This window comes from Plantactinospora soyae, from assembly GCF_014874095.1.
GTDB lineage: Bacteria > Actinomycetota > Actinomycetes > Mycobacteriales > Micromonosporaceae > Plantactinospora > Plantactinospora soyae.
Genome location: NZ_JADBEB010000001.1, coordinates 3,260,853 through 3,277,213, shown reverse-complemented (window position 1 = coordinate 3,277,213; position 16,361 = coordinate 3,260,853). Strand labels below are relative to the sequence as shown.

17 protein-coding genes are annotated in these 16,361 nt (G+C 70.4%); 7 read left to right on the top strand and 10 right to left on the bottom strand.

Going from position 1 to position 16,361, the window contains the following annotated elements:
* Positions 1-69: 69 nt before the first annotated feature.
* The 3 genes from H4W31_RS14670 to H4W31_RS14660 all read right to left on the bottom strand — a co-directional run bounded on the left by H4W31_RS14670 (position 70) and on the right by H4W31_RS14660 (position 2,263).
* A complete protein-coding gene (locus H4W31_RS14670) occupies positions 70-909 on the bottom strand; it encodes a M55 family metallopeptidase (RefSeq protein WP_192767169.1) in 840 nt (279 codons plus the stop codon).
* Positions 910-1,004: 95 nt separating this feature from the next.
* A complete protein-coding gene (locus H4W31_RS14665) occupies positions 1,005-1,925 on the bottom strand; it encodes a hypothetical protein (RefSeq protein ID WP_192767168.1) in 921 nt (306 codons plus the stop codon).
* Positions 1,922-2,263 (bottom strand): PadR family transcriptional regulator, encoded by a 342-nt coding sequence (locus H4W31_RS14660; RefSeq protein ID WP_225946612.1) that lies wholly within the window; start codon positions 2,261-2,263, stop codon positions 1,922-1,924. The genes H4W31_RS14665 and H4W31_RS14660 overlap by 4 nt, the downstream gene beginning before the upstream one ends.
* A 17-nt stretch (positions 2,264-2,280) precedes the next feature.
* Here H4W31_RS14660 and H4W31_RS14655 point away from each other — a divergent pair, with 17 nt between their 5' ends.
* From H4W31_RS14655 to argS, 5 genes are all read left to right on the top strand, one after another.
* Positions 2,281-2,433, top strand: coding sequence for a hypothetical protein (locus H4W31_RS14655; protein ID WP_192767167.1), 153 nt, complete (start codon positions 2,281-2,283; stop codon positions 2,431-2,433).
* A gap of 22 nt (positions 2,434-2,455) precedes the next feature.
* A complete protein-coding gene (locus H4W31_RS14650) occupies positions 2,456-2,815 on the top strand; it encodes a GntR family transcriptional regulator (RefSeq protein WP_192767166.1) in 360 nt (119 codons plus the stop codon).
* On the top strand, positions 2,812-3,678 hold the full coding sequence (locus tag H4W31_RS14645) for an ATP-binding cassette domain-containing protein (protein WP_192767165.1): 867 nt from the start codon (positions 2,812-2,814) through the stop codon (positions 3,676-3,678). Before H4W31_RS14650 ends, H4W31_RS14645 begins: the two co-directional genes overlap by 4 nt.
* Positions 3,675-4,379, top strand: a complete 705-nt coding sequence (locus H4W31_RS14640; protein ID WP_192767164.1) for a hypothetical protein — start codon at positions 3,675-3,677, stop codon at positions 4,377-4,379. Before H4W31_RS14645 ends, H4W31_RS14640 begins: the two co-directional genes overlap by 4 nt.
* 361 nt (positions 4,380-4,740) lie before the next feature.
* Complete coding sequence (gene argS, locus H4W31_RS14635) at positions 4,741-6,492, top strand: arginine--tRNA ligase (protein WP_192767163.1); 1,752 nt, start codon at positions 4,741-4,743, stop codon at positions 6,490-6,492.
* Between the two features lie 109 nt (positions 6,493-6,601).
* On the opposite strand, the gene H4W31_RS14630 is transcribed toward argS, so the two are convergent.
* The 4 genes from H4W31_RS14630 to H4W31_RS14615 all read right to left on the bottom strand — a co-directional run bounded on the left by H4W31_RS14630 (position 6,602) and on the right by H4W31_RS14615 (position 8,479).
* Complete coding sequence (locus tag H4W31_RS14630) at positions 6,602-7,015, bottom strand: VOC family protein (protein WP_192767162.1); 414 nt, start codon at positions 7,013-7,015, stop codon at positions 6,602-6,604.
* Between the two features lie 73 nt (positions 7,016-7,088).
* Complete coding sequence (locus H4W31_RS14625) at positions 7,089-7,481, bottom strand: helix-turn-helix domain-containing protein (RefSeq protein ID WP_192767161.1); 393 nt, start codon at positions 7,479-7,481, stop codon at positions 7,089-7,091.
* A 48-nt stretch (positions 7,482-7,529) separates the two neighbouring features.
* Positions 7,530-7,724 (bottom strand): DUF397 domain-containing protein, encoded by a 195-nt coding sequence (locus H4W31_RS14620; RefSeq protein WP_192767160.1) that lies wholly within the window; start codon positions 7,722-7,724, stop codon positions 7,530-7,532.
* Positions 7,712-8,479, bottom strand: a complete 768-nt coding sequence (locus H4W31_RS14615; protein ID WP_192767159.1) for a DUF5753 domain-containing protein — start codon at positions 8,477-8,479, stop codon at positions 7,712-7,714. The genes H4W31_RS14620 and H4W31_RS14615 overlap by 13 nt, the downstream gene beginning before the upstream one ends.
* 966 nt (positions 8,480-9,445) lie before the next feature.
* Here H4W31_RS14615 and H4W31_RS14610 point away from each other — a divergent pair.
* Positions 9,446-9,706, top strand: coding sequence for a hypothetical protein (locus H4W31_RS14610; protein ID WP_192767158.1), 261 nt, complete (start codon positions 9,446-9,448; stop codon positions 9,704-9,706).
* Positions 9,703-11,385, top strand: coding sequence for an amidase (locus tag H4W31_RS14605; protein WP_318783203.1), 1,683 nt, complete (start codon positions 9,703-9,705; stop codon positions 11,383-11,385). Before H4W31_RS14610 ends, H4W31_RS14605 begins: the two co-directional genes overlap by 4 nt.
* A 76-nt stretch (positions 11,386-11,461) precedes the next feature.
* Here H4W31_RS14605 and H4W31_RS14600 read toward each other — a convergent pair whose 3' ends face one another.
* The 3 genes from H4W31_RS14600 to H4W31_RS42780 form a co-directional block, all read right to left on the bottom strand.
* On the bottom strand, positions 11,462-13,051 hold the full coding sequence (locus H4W31_RS14600) for a GTPase family protein (RefSeq protein ID WP_192767157.1): 1,590 nt from the start codon (positions 13,049-13,051) through the stop codon (positions 11,462-11,464).
* Positions 13,048-15,132 (bottom strand): dynamin family protein, encoded by a 2,085-nt coding sequence (locus tag H4W31_RS14595; protein ID WP_192767156.1) that lies wholly within the window; start codon positions 15,130-15,132, stop codon positions 13,048-13,050. The genes H4W31_RS14600 and H4W31_RS14595 overlap by 4 nt, the downstream gene beginning before the upstream one ends.
* Before the next feature lie 101 nt (positions 15,133-15,233).
* Positions 15,234-16,097 carry an IniB N-terminal domain-containing protein gene (locus H4W31_RS42780; protein WP_225945528.1) on the bottom strand — a complete coding sequence of 288 codons (864 nt, stop codon included), beginning with the start codon at positions 16,095-16,097 and terminating at the stop codon, positions 15,234-15,236.
* Positions 16,098-16,361: the final 264 nt, after the last annotated feature.

Sequence of the window (16,361 nt, the reverse complement as noted above, 5' to 3'; positions counted from 1 at the left end):
TCAGGAGACGCGGTGGCGGCCTGCGGATTACAGATTTTCCCCGCTGGTCCGGCGCCGGGACAGGGCCGGTCAGCCGGGTTTGATCTGGCCGAGCTGGACCACGAGCTGGATCAGCCGGTACGCCGCCACGATGTCCTCGCCGGTGAAGGTGACCGTCCGGCCTCCGGGGGCGCGCGAGACCCCGGGCACCAGCGTGGCGAGGTCGACGGTGTACGGGCCGTACAGGTCGATCTCGGTTTCGACCGGTCCACCGGTCGGCACCGGCCGTACCCGGTTCCGTCGACCGATCGCCTCGGCGGCGGACCGGCGGATCCGGTCCCGGGCCTCCTGCGGATGCAGCGTCTCGGCCGCGGCCTGGCCGAGCGCCCGCTTGACCTCGACCGTGACGGCGGCCGGCACCAGGGCCCGGAGTTCGGCGCAGGCGGCGTCGTCGCCGCTGCCCAGCACGACAGGTACGCCGAAGTGGCCGGCGAGGGCGGCGTTGAGTCCGATCTCCCCCACCGACGCCCCCTGGAGCCGTACGTCGAGCACGGCATCACTGATCGTGTGGGCCAGTACGCCAGGACCGGCGCCGGCCCTGGCGTGGTACCCGATGAACAGCACCGCGTCGACGCCGGCTTCGAGTCCGGCCATCATGCCCAGTGGACGGGGCTTGCCGCGGATCAGCCGGACCCGCCGGTCCAGTTCCTCGGGCAGCAGGTTCCGGAACGTCCCGTGCGCGTCCGCGACCCGAACGTCGGCGTCCGGTACGGCGTCCAGCACCCCGGCGACGGCGGCGTTGACCTCGGCCGTCATCAGTGCTCGACCGCGTTCGTAGTCGTAGCCCCCGGGGTTGGTCTCGACGACGTGCACGATCCCGGAGACGCCCTCCAGGTCGGCGGAGATCAGTACGCGCAACCGGTCCGTCATCGCCCCACCGTACGGGCGGATGATCCAGACCGTCCCCACCCCACCTGTCGAAGGTAGCGGGGGCTCTACCCGGGGGTGAGTACGAGGCCCAGCCGTTACAGCCGGGCCTGCTGCCGGATCCGCACGGCCCCGATGCCGACCAGCACGGCGGTCACGCCGAGATAGCCGAGCCAGAGTGGCGTCCAGGTCCGCCCGCCCGGCTCTTGCGAGAGGCTGTGGCTGACCAGCGACAGGGCGGTGGCGAGCAGGATCGCGGCCGAGCCGATCAGGGCCCGCACGTCGACCACCGACCAGAGCAGCAGGCCGACCCCGACGGCCACCAGGTAGATCGGGTGCAGGTAGGTCGACGCGGAGAACGCCGTCGGTAGGAAGACCAGCGTGAGCGGGATGGCGAGCAGCCAGGCCAGCGGCTGTCGGCCCACGGCGGGAGGACGCCGGAGCAGCGGCAGCGTCAGCAGCGTCGCCACCAGGACAAGCCAGACCCCGTCACTCCGCAGCAGGAAGCCGAACCCGATCCAGAGGCCCTGCCACCGCTCGAGGACGACCATCGCCACGGCGAGGACGAGCCCGAGTCGGTAACGGCCCTGGGCCAATGCGGCGACGGCGAACGCCCCAACTGTCACGGCGCCGAGCTCGAACAGGTCCCAGTTCGCCAGCAGACCGGCGAGACCGCCGCCGGCAGGAGGCACCGAGGAGGCCGTCGCGTACGCCACCAGCAGCAGGACCGCCACCCGCAACGCCGAGAGCCAGAGCTGCCCCGGGGATCCGGTCATGTTCGCTCCGACCCGGGTACGCAGCGCACCCAGTACCAGCGCCCCGATCTCCCGCCGGGCCGGAGGCGCCGACCCCGACTCGGCGGCCTGCGTCAGTGTCGCGAGCATCTCCGCGCCCCGCTCCTCGCGGTACCACCTCGGGTACAGCAACAGGAGTCGCTGATAACGCCTCTCCCGTCGTTGGCCGGCGCGCCCGCCGGGTTCGTGGCCCGACGCGAATCGCTCGTCGTCCCGGCCGGTCATGCCGGTGCCACCGTCGGGCGTACCAGTGACGGACGGCCGCGGTGTTCGGTGACGATCCGGGCCGCCTCGACCATCCGGTCCGCCTCGGCGCGCAGTGCCACCCGACCCTCGTCGGTCAGCTCGTAGTAGCGCCGGGCCCGGCCGTTGACCACCTGCTCGTCGACGACTCGGACGAGCTGCTCGCCGGAGAGTCGGTCGAGCGCGGCGTAGAGCGTCCCGGTGGCCAGCCTGATCCGACCTTGGGACACCTCCTGAACCCGACTCATGATCGCGTAGCCGTGCAACGGCTCGTCCTGTAGCGCGGCCAGGATGAAGTACGTCGGTTCCCGCATTCGCATGCTCACGCCATAACCATATGACGATGATCTACATGTGTAAACCCCGCTCGGGCGACACCGCCCACCGGCATCTCGATGGCGCCGCCATCGCGACCACCGACATCAACCCGGCGCCGGGACGGGGATTGACGTCCGGCGCGGTCTGCTTCTATGGTTCTTCGGTAGAGTAAAGAACCAGAGAAGCGGGTTGACATGTTCGACGACCGGAGTCCGATCTATCGACAGATCGCCAGCCGGATCAAGGCTGACGTGCTGAGCGGGGCACTGAAGGGCGACGACCAGGTCATGTCCACCACCCAGTACGCCACCTTCTACCGGATCAACCCGGCGACCGCGGCCAAGGCGTTCCAGCAGCTGGTCGACGAGGGCGTCCTCTACAAGAAACGAGGTATCGGCATGTTCGTCAGCCCGGACGCCCGGGACACGCTCCGGGCCGAACGCCGGGAGAGCTTCTTCGCCAAGGTGGTCGAGCCGATGATCACCGAGGCCAGGGCCATCGGCATTCCGCTCCAGGACGTGGTGCGTCGGATCGAGGAGCACGAGCAGCGATGAGAATCGATGTCGAGGGTCTGGTGCTGCGCTACGGCGACACCACCGCGTTGGACGGACTGACCTTCAACCTGGCGGGCGGCAAGATCTACGGGCTGCTCGGTCGCAGCGGTTCGGGCAAGACGAGCCTGCTCTCCGTACTGGCCGCCTTCCGGCGGGAGTCCGCCGGCAGCGTACGGGTCGACGGCCGACCGGTCTTCGAGAACGGCGAGGTCACCCGGGACATCATCATGATCCGGGACGGCGGTGAGACGGTGAAGATCGGCACGGCCGAGGACGCCGTCTACTTCGCCGAATGGCTGCGCCCGAACTGGGACGGCGACTACGCCCGATCCCTGATGGACAGATTCGAGCTGAAGCCGAAGTCGAAGGTCAGCGAGATGTCCAAGGGCCAGCAGTCGGCGATGGGGGTGGTGATCGGGCTGGCCAGCCGGGCGCCGCTGACGATCTTCGACGAGTCGTACCTGGGCATGGACGTGCCGTCCCGGTACGCGTTCTACGAGGCGATGCTCGCCGACTACATGCTGCACCCCCGCACGATCATCCTCTCGGCACACCTGATCGAGGAGATCAGTTCGCTGTTCGAGGAGGTCCTGATCATCGATCGCGGCAAGCTGTTGGTGCACGAGGAGACCGAGACGCTGCTGTCCCGGGGTCGTGCCGTGACCGGGCCCGCCGAGCAGGTCGACGCCTTCACCAGCGGACTGACCGTGCTGGGCTCCCGCCAACTCGGCCCGACCAGGTCGACGATGGTCTACGGCGACCTCGACGAGGATCAGCGGCGCCAGGCCGTCGAGGCCGGGCTGGAACTGGAGCCGATCGCGATGCAGGACCTGTTCGTCCACCTCACCGGAGGGCCCCGATGAGATTCCCGAGCCGCCTCCTGGCCGCCAACCTGTACGTCGCGCTGTGGCTCTGGGGCGCCCTCGTCACGATCGTCGCGCTGATCGTGGTGGGTGTCGCGATCTTCGGCGAGGTCACCTCGAGCGCCTGGGAGAAGGGCAGCCTGGCGCCCCGCTGGTACGCGCTGTTCGTCGGGGTGGGACTGATCACCACGTTCCTGCCGATGTACGTCGCGCACGGGCAGACCCGCCGCCGGTTCGCCGTACATGCCGGCATCACCGTCAGTCTGATGGCGCCGGCGGTGGCCGCCATGATCACACTCGGCTACCTGGCCGAGCGGGGGATCTACCACCTGGTCGGCTGGGAACAGGTGCTGGACCGCTCTCACCTGTTCAGCGAGCCCACCCAACTGCACCTCGTCTTCCTGGAACACCTGCTCGAACTGCTGACCTGGATGGCCGCGGGCACATTCATCAGCGCCGGCTTCTACCGATGGCGGGCCGGTGGGCTGCTCACGATTCCGGTGGGCGTCGCCCTGGTCGTACTCACCCAGGGCGTTCTCGGCACCGAACTGGATCTGCCGATCGTCGACCGGGTGGTGTCCCCGGACGCGCCACAGCCGCTCGGACTGGTGATCGGCGCCGGCCTGCTGGCCTTCCTGATCGGCCTCGCGCTGACCTGGACGGTCGTCCGCGACGTACCGCTGCCGAACAAGGTCTCCTGATCGCAGCCGGCCCCGGCCGCGAGGAGTCGTCCGCGTCAACGACGCTGTCATGATTCTTGGCGAACTGCGGTTGGCTGCCGACCCCAGTTCGCCAAGAATCATGACGTTGCCCGGCGTCGCACCGGCGCGAGAGGTAAATCGCGGGCGTTGGCGGCACCGGGCCGGTAGCCTGCGCTCCATGGCCAGTCCCCGACGGCGATCCGTGGCTCCTCGCCGAGCCCTCCGCGACCGCCTGCGCTGACCATCCCGTTGCGACCGGCGGACCGATCCGCCGCCGCGACCGTCTGCCGATCGATCCGCTCCCCCTTTGAGAACGTGCCCCGGCTCCCGCCCGGGGCCGGAGCGAGATCGGCGTACCGTCATGAATCTGAAGGACCTGCTGACCGAGCGGTTGACACAGGCGTTCGCGGCCGTGGCCGACGAGCCGGTGGACCCGGTGGTCCGGCGGTCGCGGCACGCCGACTTCCAGGCCGAGGGGGCACTGGCCCTGGCCCGCCGGCTCGACCGGGCACCCCGGGAGATCGCCGCCGAGGTCCTCGACCGGGCCGAGCTGACCGACCTCTGTTCGGCGGCGCGGGTCTCCGGCCCCGGGTTCGTCAACCTGACGGTGGCCGACGAACTGCTCGGCTCGCTGCTCTCCGGGATGGCCGGCGACTCCCGGCTCGGCGCCGCCCCGGCCGGCGCCCCGGAAACGGTGCTGGTGGACTACTCCGGGCCGAACGTCGCCAAGGAGATGCACGTCGGGCATCTACGGTCGAGCATCATCGGCGACGCGACCGTACGGCTGCTGGACTGGCTCGGGCACCGGGTGATCAAGGCCAACCACCTGGGCGACTGGGGTACGCCGTTCGGGCTGCTGATCGAGCACCTGCTCGACCTGGGCGAGTCCTCAGCGGCTCACGAACTGTCGATCGGCGATCTCGACTCGTTCTACAAGGCCGCCCGGGTCAAGTTCACCGCCGACGAGGCGTTCCGGCAGCGGTCCCGGCACCGGGTGGTCGCGCTACAGGGCGGTGACGAGGAGACGCTGCGGTTGTGGCGGCTGCTCGTGGCCGAGTCGGAGGCGTACTTCCTGGCCGTCTACGACCGGCTCGGCGTCCTGCTGAGCCAACGGGACTTCGTCGGCGAGAGCTACTACAACGAACGGCTGGGCCCGGTCACCGACGAACTCGACCGGCTCGGCCTGCTCACCGACAGCGGCGACGCCGCCTGCGTCTTCCCGACCGGATTCGTCGGCAGGGACGGCGAGCCGCTGCCGCTCATCGTCCGCAAGCGCGACGGCGGGTACGGCTATCCCGCCACCGACCTCGCCGCGATCCGGTACCGGCTCCGGGACCTCGGCGCCACCCGGCTGCTCTACGTCGTCGGCCTGCCCCAGCGGCAGCACTTCGAGATGGTGTACGCGGTTGCCCGGCAGGCCGGCTGGTTGCGGCCACCGGCTCGGGCCGAGTTCGTCGGCTTCGGCTCGGTGCTCGGCGCGAACGGCAAGATGCTGGCCAGCCGGGCCGGTGACTCCGTCAAACTCGTCAACCTGCTCGACGAGGCGGTGACCCGGGCCGGCGACCTCGCCCGACAGAAGAATCCCGACCTGGACCCGGCAACGGTCGCCGAGGTCGCTCGGGCCGTCGGGATCGGTGCGGTCAAGTACGCCGACCTCTCCAACGACCGGACCAGGGACTACGTCTTCGACTGGGACCGGATGCTCGCGCTCAACGGCAACACCGCCCCGTACCTCCAGTACGCGCACGCCCGGATCCAGTCCATCTTCCGGCGCGCGGGCAGTACGCAGCTCGGCGGCAGCGGTACGACCAGCGGTGCACCAACCAGCGGCGGCCCGATCTCGGTCACCGAGCCGGCCGAACGGGCCCTCGCCATCGAACTGCTCGACTTCGGCGCGGTCATCGGTACCGTGGAGCAGACCCTGGAGTTCCACCGGCTGGCCGGGCACCTGCACGCGGTCGCGGTCGCCTTCAACGGCTTCTTCGAGCACTGTCCGGTGCTGCGCGCCGAGGCCGAGGTACGGGACAGCCGGCTCGCGCTCTGCGACCTCACCGCCCGGGTCCTCCGGCAGGGCCTGTACCTGCTCGGTATCGCCGCCCCGAACCGGATGTAACCAGCGTCGCGGTCGTATCTGCCGCGCTGGCCCGGGTCGACTCCGGCCCGGGCCAGCGCGTTGCGCACCTACCGACTGACGAAGGCCCGGACCGAGTGCGAGATCCGGACTACTGCGCCTTCGGCTGGGTGAAGCGGATGCTGTTGCCGAAGGGGTCACGAAGGCCGCAGTCGATCCCGTACGGGCGCTCGGTGGGCTCCTCGGTGAACTCGACGCCCAAGGCCAAGAGCGTCTCGTACGTCTTGCGGCAGTCGTCGGTGCTGAAGATGAGGTGGCCGCCCATCGCGCCCTTGGTCACCAGCTCCCGGACCTGCCGCGCCGTCTCCTCGGACATCGCCGGACCGCCCGGCTTCTCCAGCAGGATCTGACGCTCCGGGTGACCGGGGACGTTGACGGTCAGCCAGCGCATAAAGCCCATATCGACGTCGGCGTTGACTTCCAGACCAAGCTTGCCGACGTAGAAGTCGAGGGCCTCGTCCTGGTCGAGGACGTATATCTGCGAGTGCGTGATGGCGTTGAGCATGTCCATGACGCTACGGGGCGAGCCGGCCGGAAACTTATCCAAAACCGCTCAGCCGTCGGACGGTACCGGCAGGTCAGGCGCTCGGCCGCAGCCAGGCCATCGTGAAGCACGTCGGTACGTCCGCAGCCACCGCTTCCTTCCGGTACGTCCTCGGGGACCGGCCGATGATGCCGCGGAACGTACGACTGAAGGTGCCCAGGCTGCCGAAGCCGACCTGGAAGCAGATGTCGGTCACACTCCGGTCCGTCTCCCGCAGCAGGAACATCGCCCGCTCGACCCGGCGGCGCTGGAGGTAGCGGTGCGGCGTCTCGCCGAACGTGGCCCGGAAGGTACGGGTGAAGTGCGCCTCCGACACGTGGGCGATCCGGGCCAGGGTCGGAACGTCCAGCGGCTGCGCGTAGGCCCGGTCCATCGCGTCCCGGGCCCGGAGCATCCGGCGGTTGGTCTCCTCGGCGGCGCTGCTCACCGCGCCATCACACCACGCGTCTCCGCCGTCCGTGACAGAGCCCGCCCGCTAGGGGCGCCGGGCAACCTCGGCGACGAAGGTGCGCCAGGCAGACGGACCGAACGTCAACGCCGGCCCCTGCCGATCCTTGCTGTCCCGTACGCCCACGACGCCAGGAAGGTTCTTCGCCACTTCCACGCAGGTCGACCCGCCGTTACTGCTGCGGGTCGACTTCCGCCAGATCGCGCCGGTCAGGTCTGCCATGTCGCTGCCACTTCCTTGATCAGGCTGAGGGTCTGTTCCGTGGGCAGGGCTACGGCCCGGATGGCTTCCCACGCCTCACCCAGGTTATCAATGTCTTCCTGCTGGCTGACGACGTGCGCGCGGAGCCGATCGTCAAGGTGCGCGGCCTCGCCGTTCGGCCCCTTCGCCAGGATGAATCCCCCGGCGAGACCAACATGTCCCCCGGCGCTGGCCGGCACCGACTGGATGTTCACGTGCGGCCGTTCGGCGAGCCGGACGAGATGCGCGCACTGCTCGACCATGACCGCCGGCCCGCCGACACAGCGACGGAGAACGGCCTCGTCAACCATGGCGAAGAACTGTGGCGGCTTCGCCCCGGACAGGATCGCCTGCCGCTCCATCCGCGACCGCGTACGCTGCTCCACCTCGTCGGCGTTGAACAGCCCGCCCCAACCGAGGACAGCCCGCGCGTACGCCTCGGTCTGGAGCAGTCCCGGCACCAACGCCGGCTCGAACCACCGGAGCAACCGCGCCTCGCGCTCGAATTCGATCCACTCGCGCAGCCAGATCGGTTCGCGACGTCGCAGAACGTCCGGCCAAAGGTCCCCTACGTCCCGTCCGACGGCCGCCGCGACCTGGGCACGATGCCGCGTCTGCGGAATCCGTCCGGGGGTTACCCAGCGGGCCGCCGTCTTCGGGTCTACGCCTATCTGGCCCGCGAGTGATTCGGCCGTCTCGCCCGCCTCGACCATGGCGACTTGCAGGGCGTGGTTCATTCCGCCTCCCCACCGGAACGTACTGAACGTAGCCAAACCATAGCGGAGCGCGGTGTGATTGTTCCATCACGGAATGCAGGATCGCTTCAGCACACCCGCTCGGATCCCGCCACGGCAAGGCATCTGAAGGACGGACGGGTGTTGCGGCGGGGGTGGTGCCGGGTCCTTGGTCAGATCTGGGCCCCGCCCCCGCCCCATTCCGGCGACGGGAGGAAACATGAGACCGCGACGACGCATCCGCCCACATCACCGCCGGGACTGGCGCCGCCTGTGGCTGCGCTGCCGCTGTGGGTACCGCTGGCGCTGCCCCGACTCGGTGGAGCTGGTTCCGAGGCCGTACGAGCCCGTTGTGCCCCCGCTCGACCGCGCGACCTACCGGGCGGTCGTCCGTACGTCGGCACCCTCGATCGTGGGCCCGGACGCCCTACCCCCGCCAGCCCGCAGGCGGGCGACGAACCAGTGCACCACAGGGCATCTCGCGGAGCGGCCGGGGCGATCGACGCCCGCGCAGGGTGACCGGGCACGGCATGTCAAGCGCGTCCAGGGCTGAGCCACATCGTGCCCGACCAATCCAGACCGGCCGGCTCGTGATGCGCCGGCCATTCGAGAGGTTCCGGGCGCACACCCACACCAGGCCGCTGTTCCTGTGCCGCGAATGCGGCGCGGCGTGGCCATGCCAACCCGCGCGGCTGGCGTTGCTGGTCTGCTACCGGGGCGATCCACGAGGGCTGCGAGACTTCCTGTCCAGCCGGCTCGCGGTCGCCGTGGCGGACCAGCCACGGATCGACCCGGCTGACCTGGCAGTGCGGTTTCTCGATTGGATACCGCCGGATCCCTGACTGCCCGCGTCTCACCCGCGTCCTCGGCCGGAAACAGTTGTTGACCATGCCGCAACCGGTGACGCGTGGCGCCGAAACAATCGGCGCCTTGACTCCTCGCACTGTTCCTGAGCGAGGAAGGAATGGCATGGCGATTCCACCGCCCCCCACCGACGCGGAACTGGACGTCTACATCAGGACCCGGTTCGCCCTCATCGGCATCGACCTGTCCACCCTGCCCGAGAACGATCCGAGCGCACCGATGGACCAGGCGCGGGTGATGACCAACGCCCGGAGCACCATCCGGCAGGAAGTCAGCTACGCCGACTACGTCCCCGACCAGCAGGCGCATGCCGCAGTCCTCTACCCCGCTCCGATGTCGATCTGGACGGGGGCGTACCAGCCGTGACGACGACTCCGATCACACCCACCACTCCGGTCACGTCCAGCACGGCTGGCGACGACGCCGAGGCCGTACCCCAGGATCTGACCGTCGACCGGCGCTGGTTCCTGTCCCGGATGGCCGGGGTGTGGGCCGCGGCCGGAGCCGGCGGCGCCCTCGGCGCCGGGGCCCTCGCCGCGCCCGTGCTCGCGCACGGCGGCGGCGGGTCCGCCGGCAGTGTCTGGGAGACGGCGTACGCGCCGACGATCCGTCGGGCCGCGCTGCTCGACCCGACCGAGCTGACCATCAGCGAGGCCGCTGCGGCGTTCCGGCGCCGGCTGCTCGACCCGGTCGAGCTGATGGAGTCCTATCTGGACCGGCTGGACCGGTACGACAGCGTCTACCAGGCATACCTGTGGCGCCCCGGCAACGCGGAACTGCTCGCCTCGGCCCGCCGGGTGAAGATCACGTCGAGGTCGACGCCGCTGGCCGGCATCGTCACGGCGGAGAAGGACAACTTCTACACCAAGGACATTCCGACCACCGGAATGTCCCCGGTCTATGCCGGCTTCGTCCCCGAGTACGACTCGACCGTGCACGCCCGACTTCGGGCCGCCGGCACGATCATGATGGGCAAGGCGGCGATGGGCCCACTCGCCTCCGGCCGGGCCCGGCTCCCCGACGGCACGGCGACCACGGTGAACGCCTGGACCCCCGACGACATCCGGTACAGCCCGAGCGGGTCCAGCGGCGGCACCGCCACCGCCGTCGCCGGTCGGCTCGCCACCTCCGGCACCGGCACCCAGACCGGTGGCTCGATCACCAGCCCGTCGACCGCGCAGAACCTCACCGGACTGAAGCCGACCTTCGGTCGGGCCTCGCTGTACGGCATCATCCCGCTGACCTTCACCCGGGATCATCCCGGCCCGCTGGCCCGGGACGCGATGGATGCCGCCATCATGTTGCAGTCATTCGCCGGACCGGACCGTAACGATCCGCGTACCCTCGGGATGCCGCCGGTGCCGAACCTGGTCAAGGCGGCCACCGTCCACCGGTACAGGGGGCGGCCGAAGGTGCGCTGGGCGACCACCGTCGGCTACCCGCCGGACTTCCTCGACGGGTCGAACCCGGAGACCCTGGCGCTGCGGCAGCAACTGTTGCAGACCCTCACCTCGGTCGGCTGTCGGGTCAGCGAGCTGCCCTACCCGGCCGACTGGGACCTGCTTTCCGGGCTCTCCAGCACCGCTGGCGAGGCCACCAACATGTTCCTGCCACAGCTACGCCGGGACGTCAGCCTCTTCGCCGACCGGCTGCCGGGCTTCCTCAACGGGATGTTCCGCAGCTCCGACAACTACATGAAGATGCTCCAGGCCCGCTACCAGTTCCTGCACCTGGTGCTCACCGGCATCTTCGACAGGTGCGACGTGTTCCTCACCGGCACCGTCTTCGATGGGATCGGCCTGCCGCTGATCGCCTTCCCGTACGGGACCGGGGTGGACGGCACGACCGGGCTGACCGTACCCCGGGGCACGACCCTCGGCGCGCCGCCGTTCGGCGAGGAGCGGCTGCTCGCGGTCGTCGCCGCGTACCAGGCCGTCACCGAGCACCACCTCCGGCGCCCGCCGGACCCGACGGTCACCGCCGGCGCCCGCCGGGCCGGTGCGTACAAGGTTCCCGCCGAGTACGACGCGACCGACGAAACCTGATCGGCGGGTGGCCTGTCCCGCCGCTCTTCCCTGCGGCGGGGCGGGCCACCCGCACGACTGAGTCCGTACGCCCGGATCAGGAGAGGTCGGCGAGCATGCCCTCGCAGCTGCGGACCACGACCCGGGCCGCCCGGCGCTGGTCGAGACCGCGTACCGGATCCTCGGCCAGTTCCTGCCAGTCGCGTACCGCCGCCGAACCACGGGCCCACAACTCGTCCACCCCGGCGTCGTGCTCGACACCCAGCCGGGCCGCCACGCTGGTGCCGTCCGCCCCGATCAGCCGATTCGCCTCGGCGGTCAGCTCCGGATCGAACCGGACCTGGCCGCCGAGCAGCGCGGCCGACAGTCGCAACTCCCGAAACTCGTGCGCGCCGGTCAGCACCTGCTCCAGTCGGGCCAGCAACTCCTTCGCGCCCGGCCGAGGTTCGGACAGCAGCAGCGACTCCAGCGCCAGCAACGCAGCCCGGGACTTGAGCACCGGCGCCCGGTCCACGAAGTACCGGGTGATCGACTCCCGCAGCTCGGTCAGCCCGCTCCGCCGGACCAGTTCGGCGGCGAGCTTGCCCCGGCTGTCGCAACCGGTCCGGATCAGGGTGGTGGAGAGGCGTACCCCGAAGATGCCCAGCCGGTCCAGCAGCCCACGCCGGGTCTCGACGTCGAGCGGGACCGGGAAGTCGGCGGCGGTGAACCGGTCGGTGGAGAGCAGAACCCGGTCCGTCTCCGCCCGTTCGAGCCCGGCCAGTACGGCCAGCGCGGCGAACTCCGGCTCGCTCAGCATCCGCCCCGCCAGCGCGACGAGACCACCGAGCGCGACCACACTCAGGCACTGCGAGTTGATCCTCGGATCGCGCCGGTGCCGCCGGGCGAGCTGCCGGGCGGTCAGCAGCGCGTCCACCCGACCACCGGCGAGTTCGTCGACCCGGGACAGCACCAGGAGTACGTTGACCGGCGCCGCCCGGGCGACCGTGCCCGGCAGCGCGGTCTGGAGCAGCCGCAGGTCGTCGCCCCGGCCGTCCCGGCTCAGGTAGAGCACCGCGTCGGCCTCGCGGACGATCCGGTCTATCGTCGCCGAGCCGCCGTCGGACAGCCCGGCACCACCGCCACCGGGCAGCCCCGCGATCGCGTTGGCGGCCGGCCCGGCACCGAGCGCCAGCCGCCGCTCGCCGGAGCGGCCGTCACCTGAGTGCTCGTCGTCGCCGCCAGCCAGGACGTCGTCGATCCCGGGAGTCACCGCCGGGGTATCGATCAGGATGGCGTGCCGCAGGGCCCGGGCCGGCCACTGCACCACGATGTCGTCGACCTGGTCCCACCGGCCACCACCCAGGTCGACCCGGATGCCGCCGCCGCTCCGGCTCACCGCGAGGTCCCGGGGCGAGCCGGTGGCCGGGTACGCGGTGACCCGGGGTGCCGGCCCGTCCTCGTACCAGGTGAAGACCTGGCGGCCGTCCGCCACCTCGACCGGGGCGACCTCCTCGCCCATGATCGCGTTGAGCAGGGTGGACTTGCCCGACCGCCACGGGCCGGCGACGGCGATCCGCAGCGGCTCGGAGAACCGGCCGAGCTGACGGTTCAACTGGTCGACGGCCCGAGGATGGTCCCGATACAGCTCCAGCGCCTCGTGCAGGAGATCCCAGGTCGACTCGTCCAGCCCGTTCGCCCGGCTCACGGCCCCGGCTCCAGGCCGGTCGGCCCGGCGGCGACGCTCTGGGCGCCGACCAGCGCCTGGGACTGCTCGTAGAGGTCCGCGAGGCGCTTCATCTCCAGCGCGATCCGCCGGTGCCGCTGGTCACGCTCTGCCGCGTCGGCCTCCGCCGCCTGCTTGGCGCTGCGGAACGACCGCACGATCCCCTCCTGCAACTCCTCGGTCAGCCCGGTGAAGTGGTCCCGGAGCATCCGCTGCACCTGCCGGGCGGTGTCCTTGCAGTCCTTGCTCAGCCGGAGGAAGAAGTCGTCGACGTGCCGCTGGGTCGCCGTCTTGACCGCCGCCTGGCGCCGCTTCAGTAGCGACTTGCCCTCGTCGCGCACGCTCTTGCCGCCGAACAGCGCACCGGCACCCAGCGAGATCGGGTTGATCAGCGGCATTCCGGCCAACGTGGTGGCCAGGCCGAACATCAGCACCCCGCCGTACGAACCGCGGAGTCCGGTGACCAGCTTCTGGGTCCGGGTGAACCGCTCGACCGACGGCTGGTCCATCACCTGGATCCGGTCGGCCAGGTTCTCCGGCACCCGTACGGACCAGCTCGGCAGCGCGTCGAAGTCGTACCGGTCGAACCGGCTCGCGACCCGCTGGGTGATCCAGCCGCAGCGCTCGGCCAGCCAGGCGTAGTTCGCCTCCGCCGCGTCGGTCAGGTTCTCCGTCAGCCAGTCCTGGAAGGTGTCCCAGCCGGTCAGCGGGTCGGCCTTGTCGAACGCCTCGTCCACCTTGCGCAGGATCTGCCGGGTACGGTCGCGCAGGTCGTACTCGACGTCGGACATCAGGTCCGCCATCTCGTCGTTGAGGGTGTTCTGCCAGCGCACGGAGCACCGGCGTAGCTCGTCCACCTCCCGTTGCGCCGCGTGCAGTTTGGAGATCGGGCCGGAGGACTCCACGGCGGTCGAGACGGCGAGTTCGGCCCGCAGCGGCGCGGCGAGCTGCTCGATGACGGTCCGGGCGCTCAGCGCCACCGCGGCGCGGGCCAGGTTCTCGGACTTGCCGGCCTGGTCCCGCTTCAGCCGGTTGATCAGCTCGGGGAAGTGCGACTCGGCGTTGAGCTCCTTGTCGTTGCTCCGGGCCGCCTGCAACCGCAGCGTCGCGGAGACCGGGATCAGCGTCGCCGGCACACCCGCGTCGGCCAGGTGCTGCCGGTTGCGCTCGACCACCGTACGCCAGTGCGGCACCATGTCGATCTTGCTCTGCACGATGACCAGGTTGGCCTGCGACCCGGCGATGTGCAGCAGCAGGTTCAACTCGGTGACCGAGAGTTCCCGGGTCACGTCGGAGACCAGCAGCACCAGATCGGCGTGGCCCGGAATGGCGGCCGGACTGATCTCCCGGCCCGGGTCGGTGCCGCCCGCACCCGGGGTGTCGATCAGCACCACCCCGGAGGCGAGCAGTTCCCGGGGGATGCCGATCTCCGCGTGTTCGGCACCGCCGGGACGCCGCCCGGAGGTGTCCCCGATCCCGGTCGTACGGCCGGCACCCGTTGTCGTACCGGTGGCCTCCGCTGCGGCGACGACGTCGGCGATCCCGGCGCCACGACCACTGATCCGGGCGGTGACCTGCTCGATCGGTACGGTGACCCGCCGGGCCGGGCCGGCCGCCTGCGCGGCGACCGGGGCGGCGGCGCGGGACGTCCCGAGCCGATCCTCCGGAGTACGCCGCTGCGCCGACCGGCCGTCGGGACCGCGCCGCTGCGCCGACCGGCCGTCCGGTGATCGCCGCTCGTCCGCTGACCGCCGCTGGGTCGGTTCCGGATGGCTGGGCAGCGGGCTCCAGACCAGGGCGGCGGTCGGCGCCGCGGCGTGCGCCACGACGGTCGGGATGGTGGTGCTGACGCCCTCGCCCACCGGGCAGACCGAGGCGTTGAGCAACGCGTTGACGAGTTGACTCTTGCCCTGTTTGGGCTCGCCGAGCACCAGCACCCGCAACCTCGGATCCAGCAGTTGGGCCCGCCTGCGCCGGAGCCGCTGGATGAGGTCGCCACGACCGTGCGCACCGGAGACCCGAACGATCTCGTCGAGGACATCAAGCCAGAGGGGCGCCGTCACCGCACCAAGTGTGCCGGTTGCGCCGGAATTATCAAGAGGACCGAAGGCCGGACCGTGGGACCACGGTCCGGCCTTCGGTGGGCCTCACGGACTTCCCGCGCTCAGAGAAGGCCGTCCGTGATTCCCAGAAGGCCGCCGGAGGTGGAGGCGTCTTCGTCTCCGGTCAGGCCGCTGTCACCGAGGACACCCGAGGTGGTCCCGTGCAGGGTGTCGCCGACCTGGTCGGTGAGGCCGGTCACCGGCGAGGTGGCGTCGAGTTCGCCGAGTATGGGCGCGTCGGCGGAACCGAGCTGGTCGAGGTCCAGGGCATCGCCGACGCCACCGACGGTGCCGCTCACGCCCAGCGAGTCGACCAGCCCGGTGACCCCGTCCAGGGTGCCCCGCACCGTGTCACCGGCGAAGTCGACCACGCCCAGTCCGCTGCCGTCCACAGTGTCGCCGACCAGACCGTCGGTGGTGCCGACCGCATCGGTCGGGACGGTGAGCACCGGGTCCGCGACGTCCGCGTCGAGAGTCTCGGCGACGTCCACCCCGGTCGGGCCCAGCGGATCCGCGAGGGGGTCGTTCTCGATCCCGAGACCCGGCAGGACCGAACCAACCATGCCGAGGCTGCTCGGCGCGACGCTGATCGCACCGAGCGTCGCCGCGTTGATGTCGGAACCCGTGGTGTGCGTACCCACCGGGATGTGTTGCGCGACGCTCTGCAACTGGCCGATCACGCCACTCGGGTCGAGCTGGAACTGCCCCAGTCCGAAATCGTCACCGACCGGAACCAGCGAGGTGAGGCCCTGGACCGGCGCGTAGTCCACCACCAGCGGCACCACGTCCTGCACGTCCGCGACGCTGATGTCGGACAGGCCCGCCTCCCGCAGGGTCCCCTCCGGATCGATCTCGAACGCCGACCGGGCATCCGGGTTGGTCAGCAGGTTGAGCACGAAATCGTGCAAGGTCTGGGGCGAGCCCATGTGCCGGTCTCCTCGTTGCGATCCTCGCCCGGTCCGTGGACTGGGTGCAGTGAACCGGCGCGTCGCGGTTCGAATGTCGTAGCCGACGGTAGGCGGGGAACGCCGCACCGGACATCGGGGACGAGGCCGGGTTTCAGACCGTTCACGCTAGGGCCGGACCTTAGATCTGCGTTAGGGGAATAGGGGATGCGTTCCGTCAGAGTTAGGGTCCTGATGGCGGATAGATCTCTGGTACGAAAAGATGACTCCCTAACGGCCCACCGG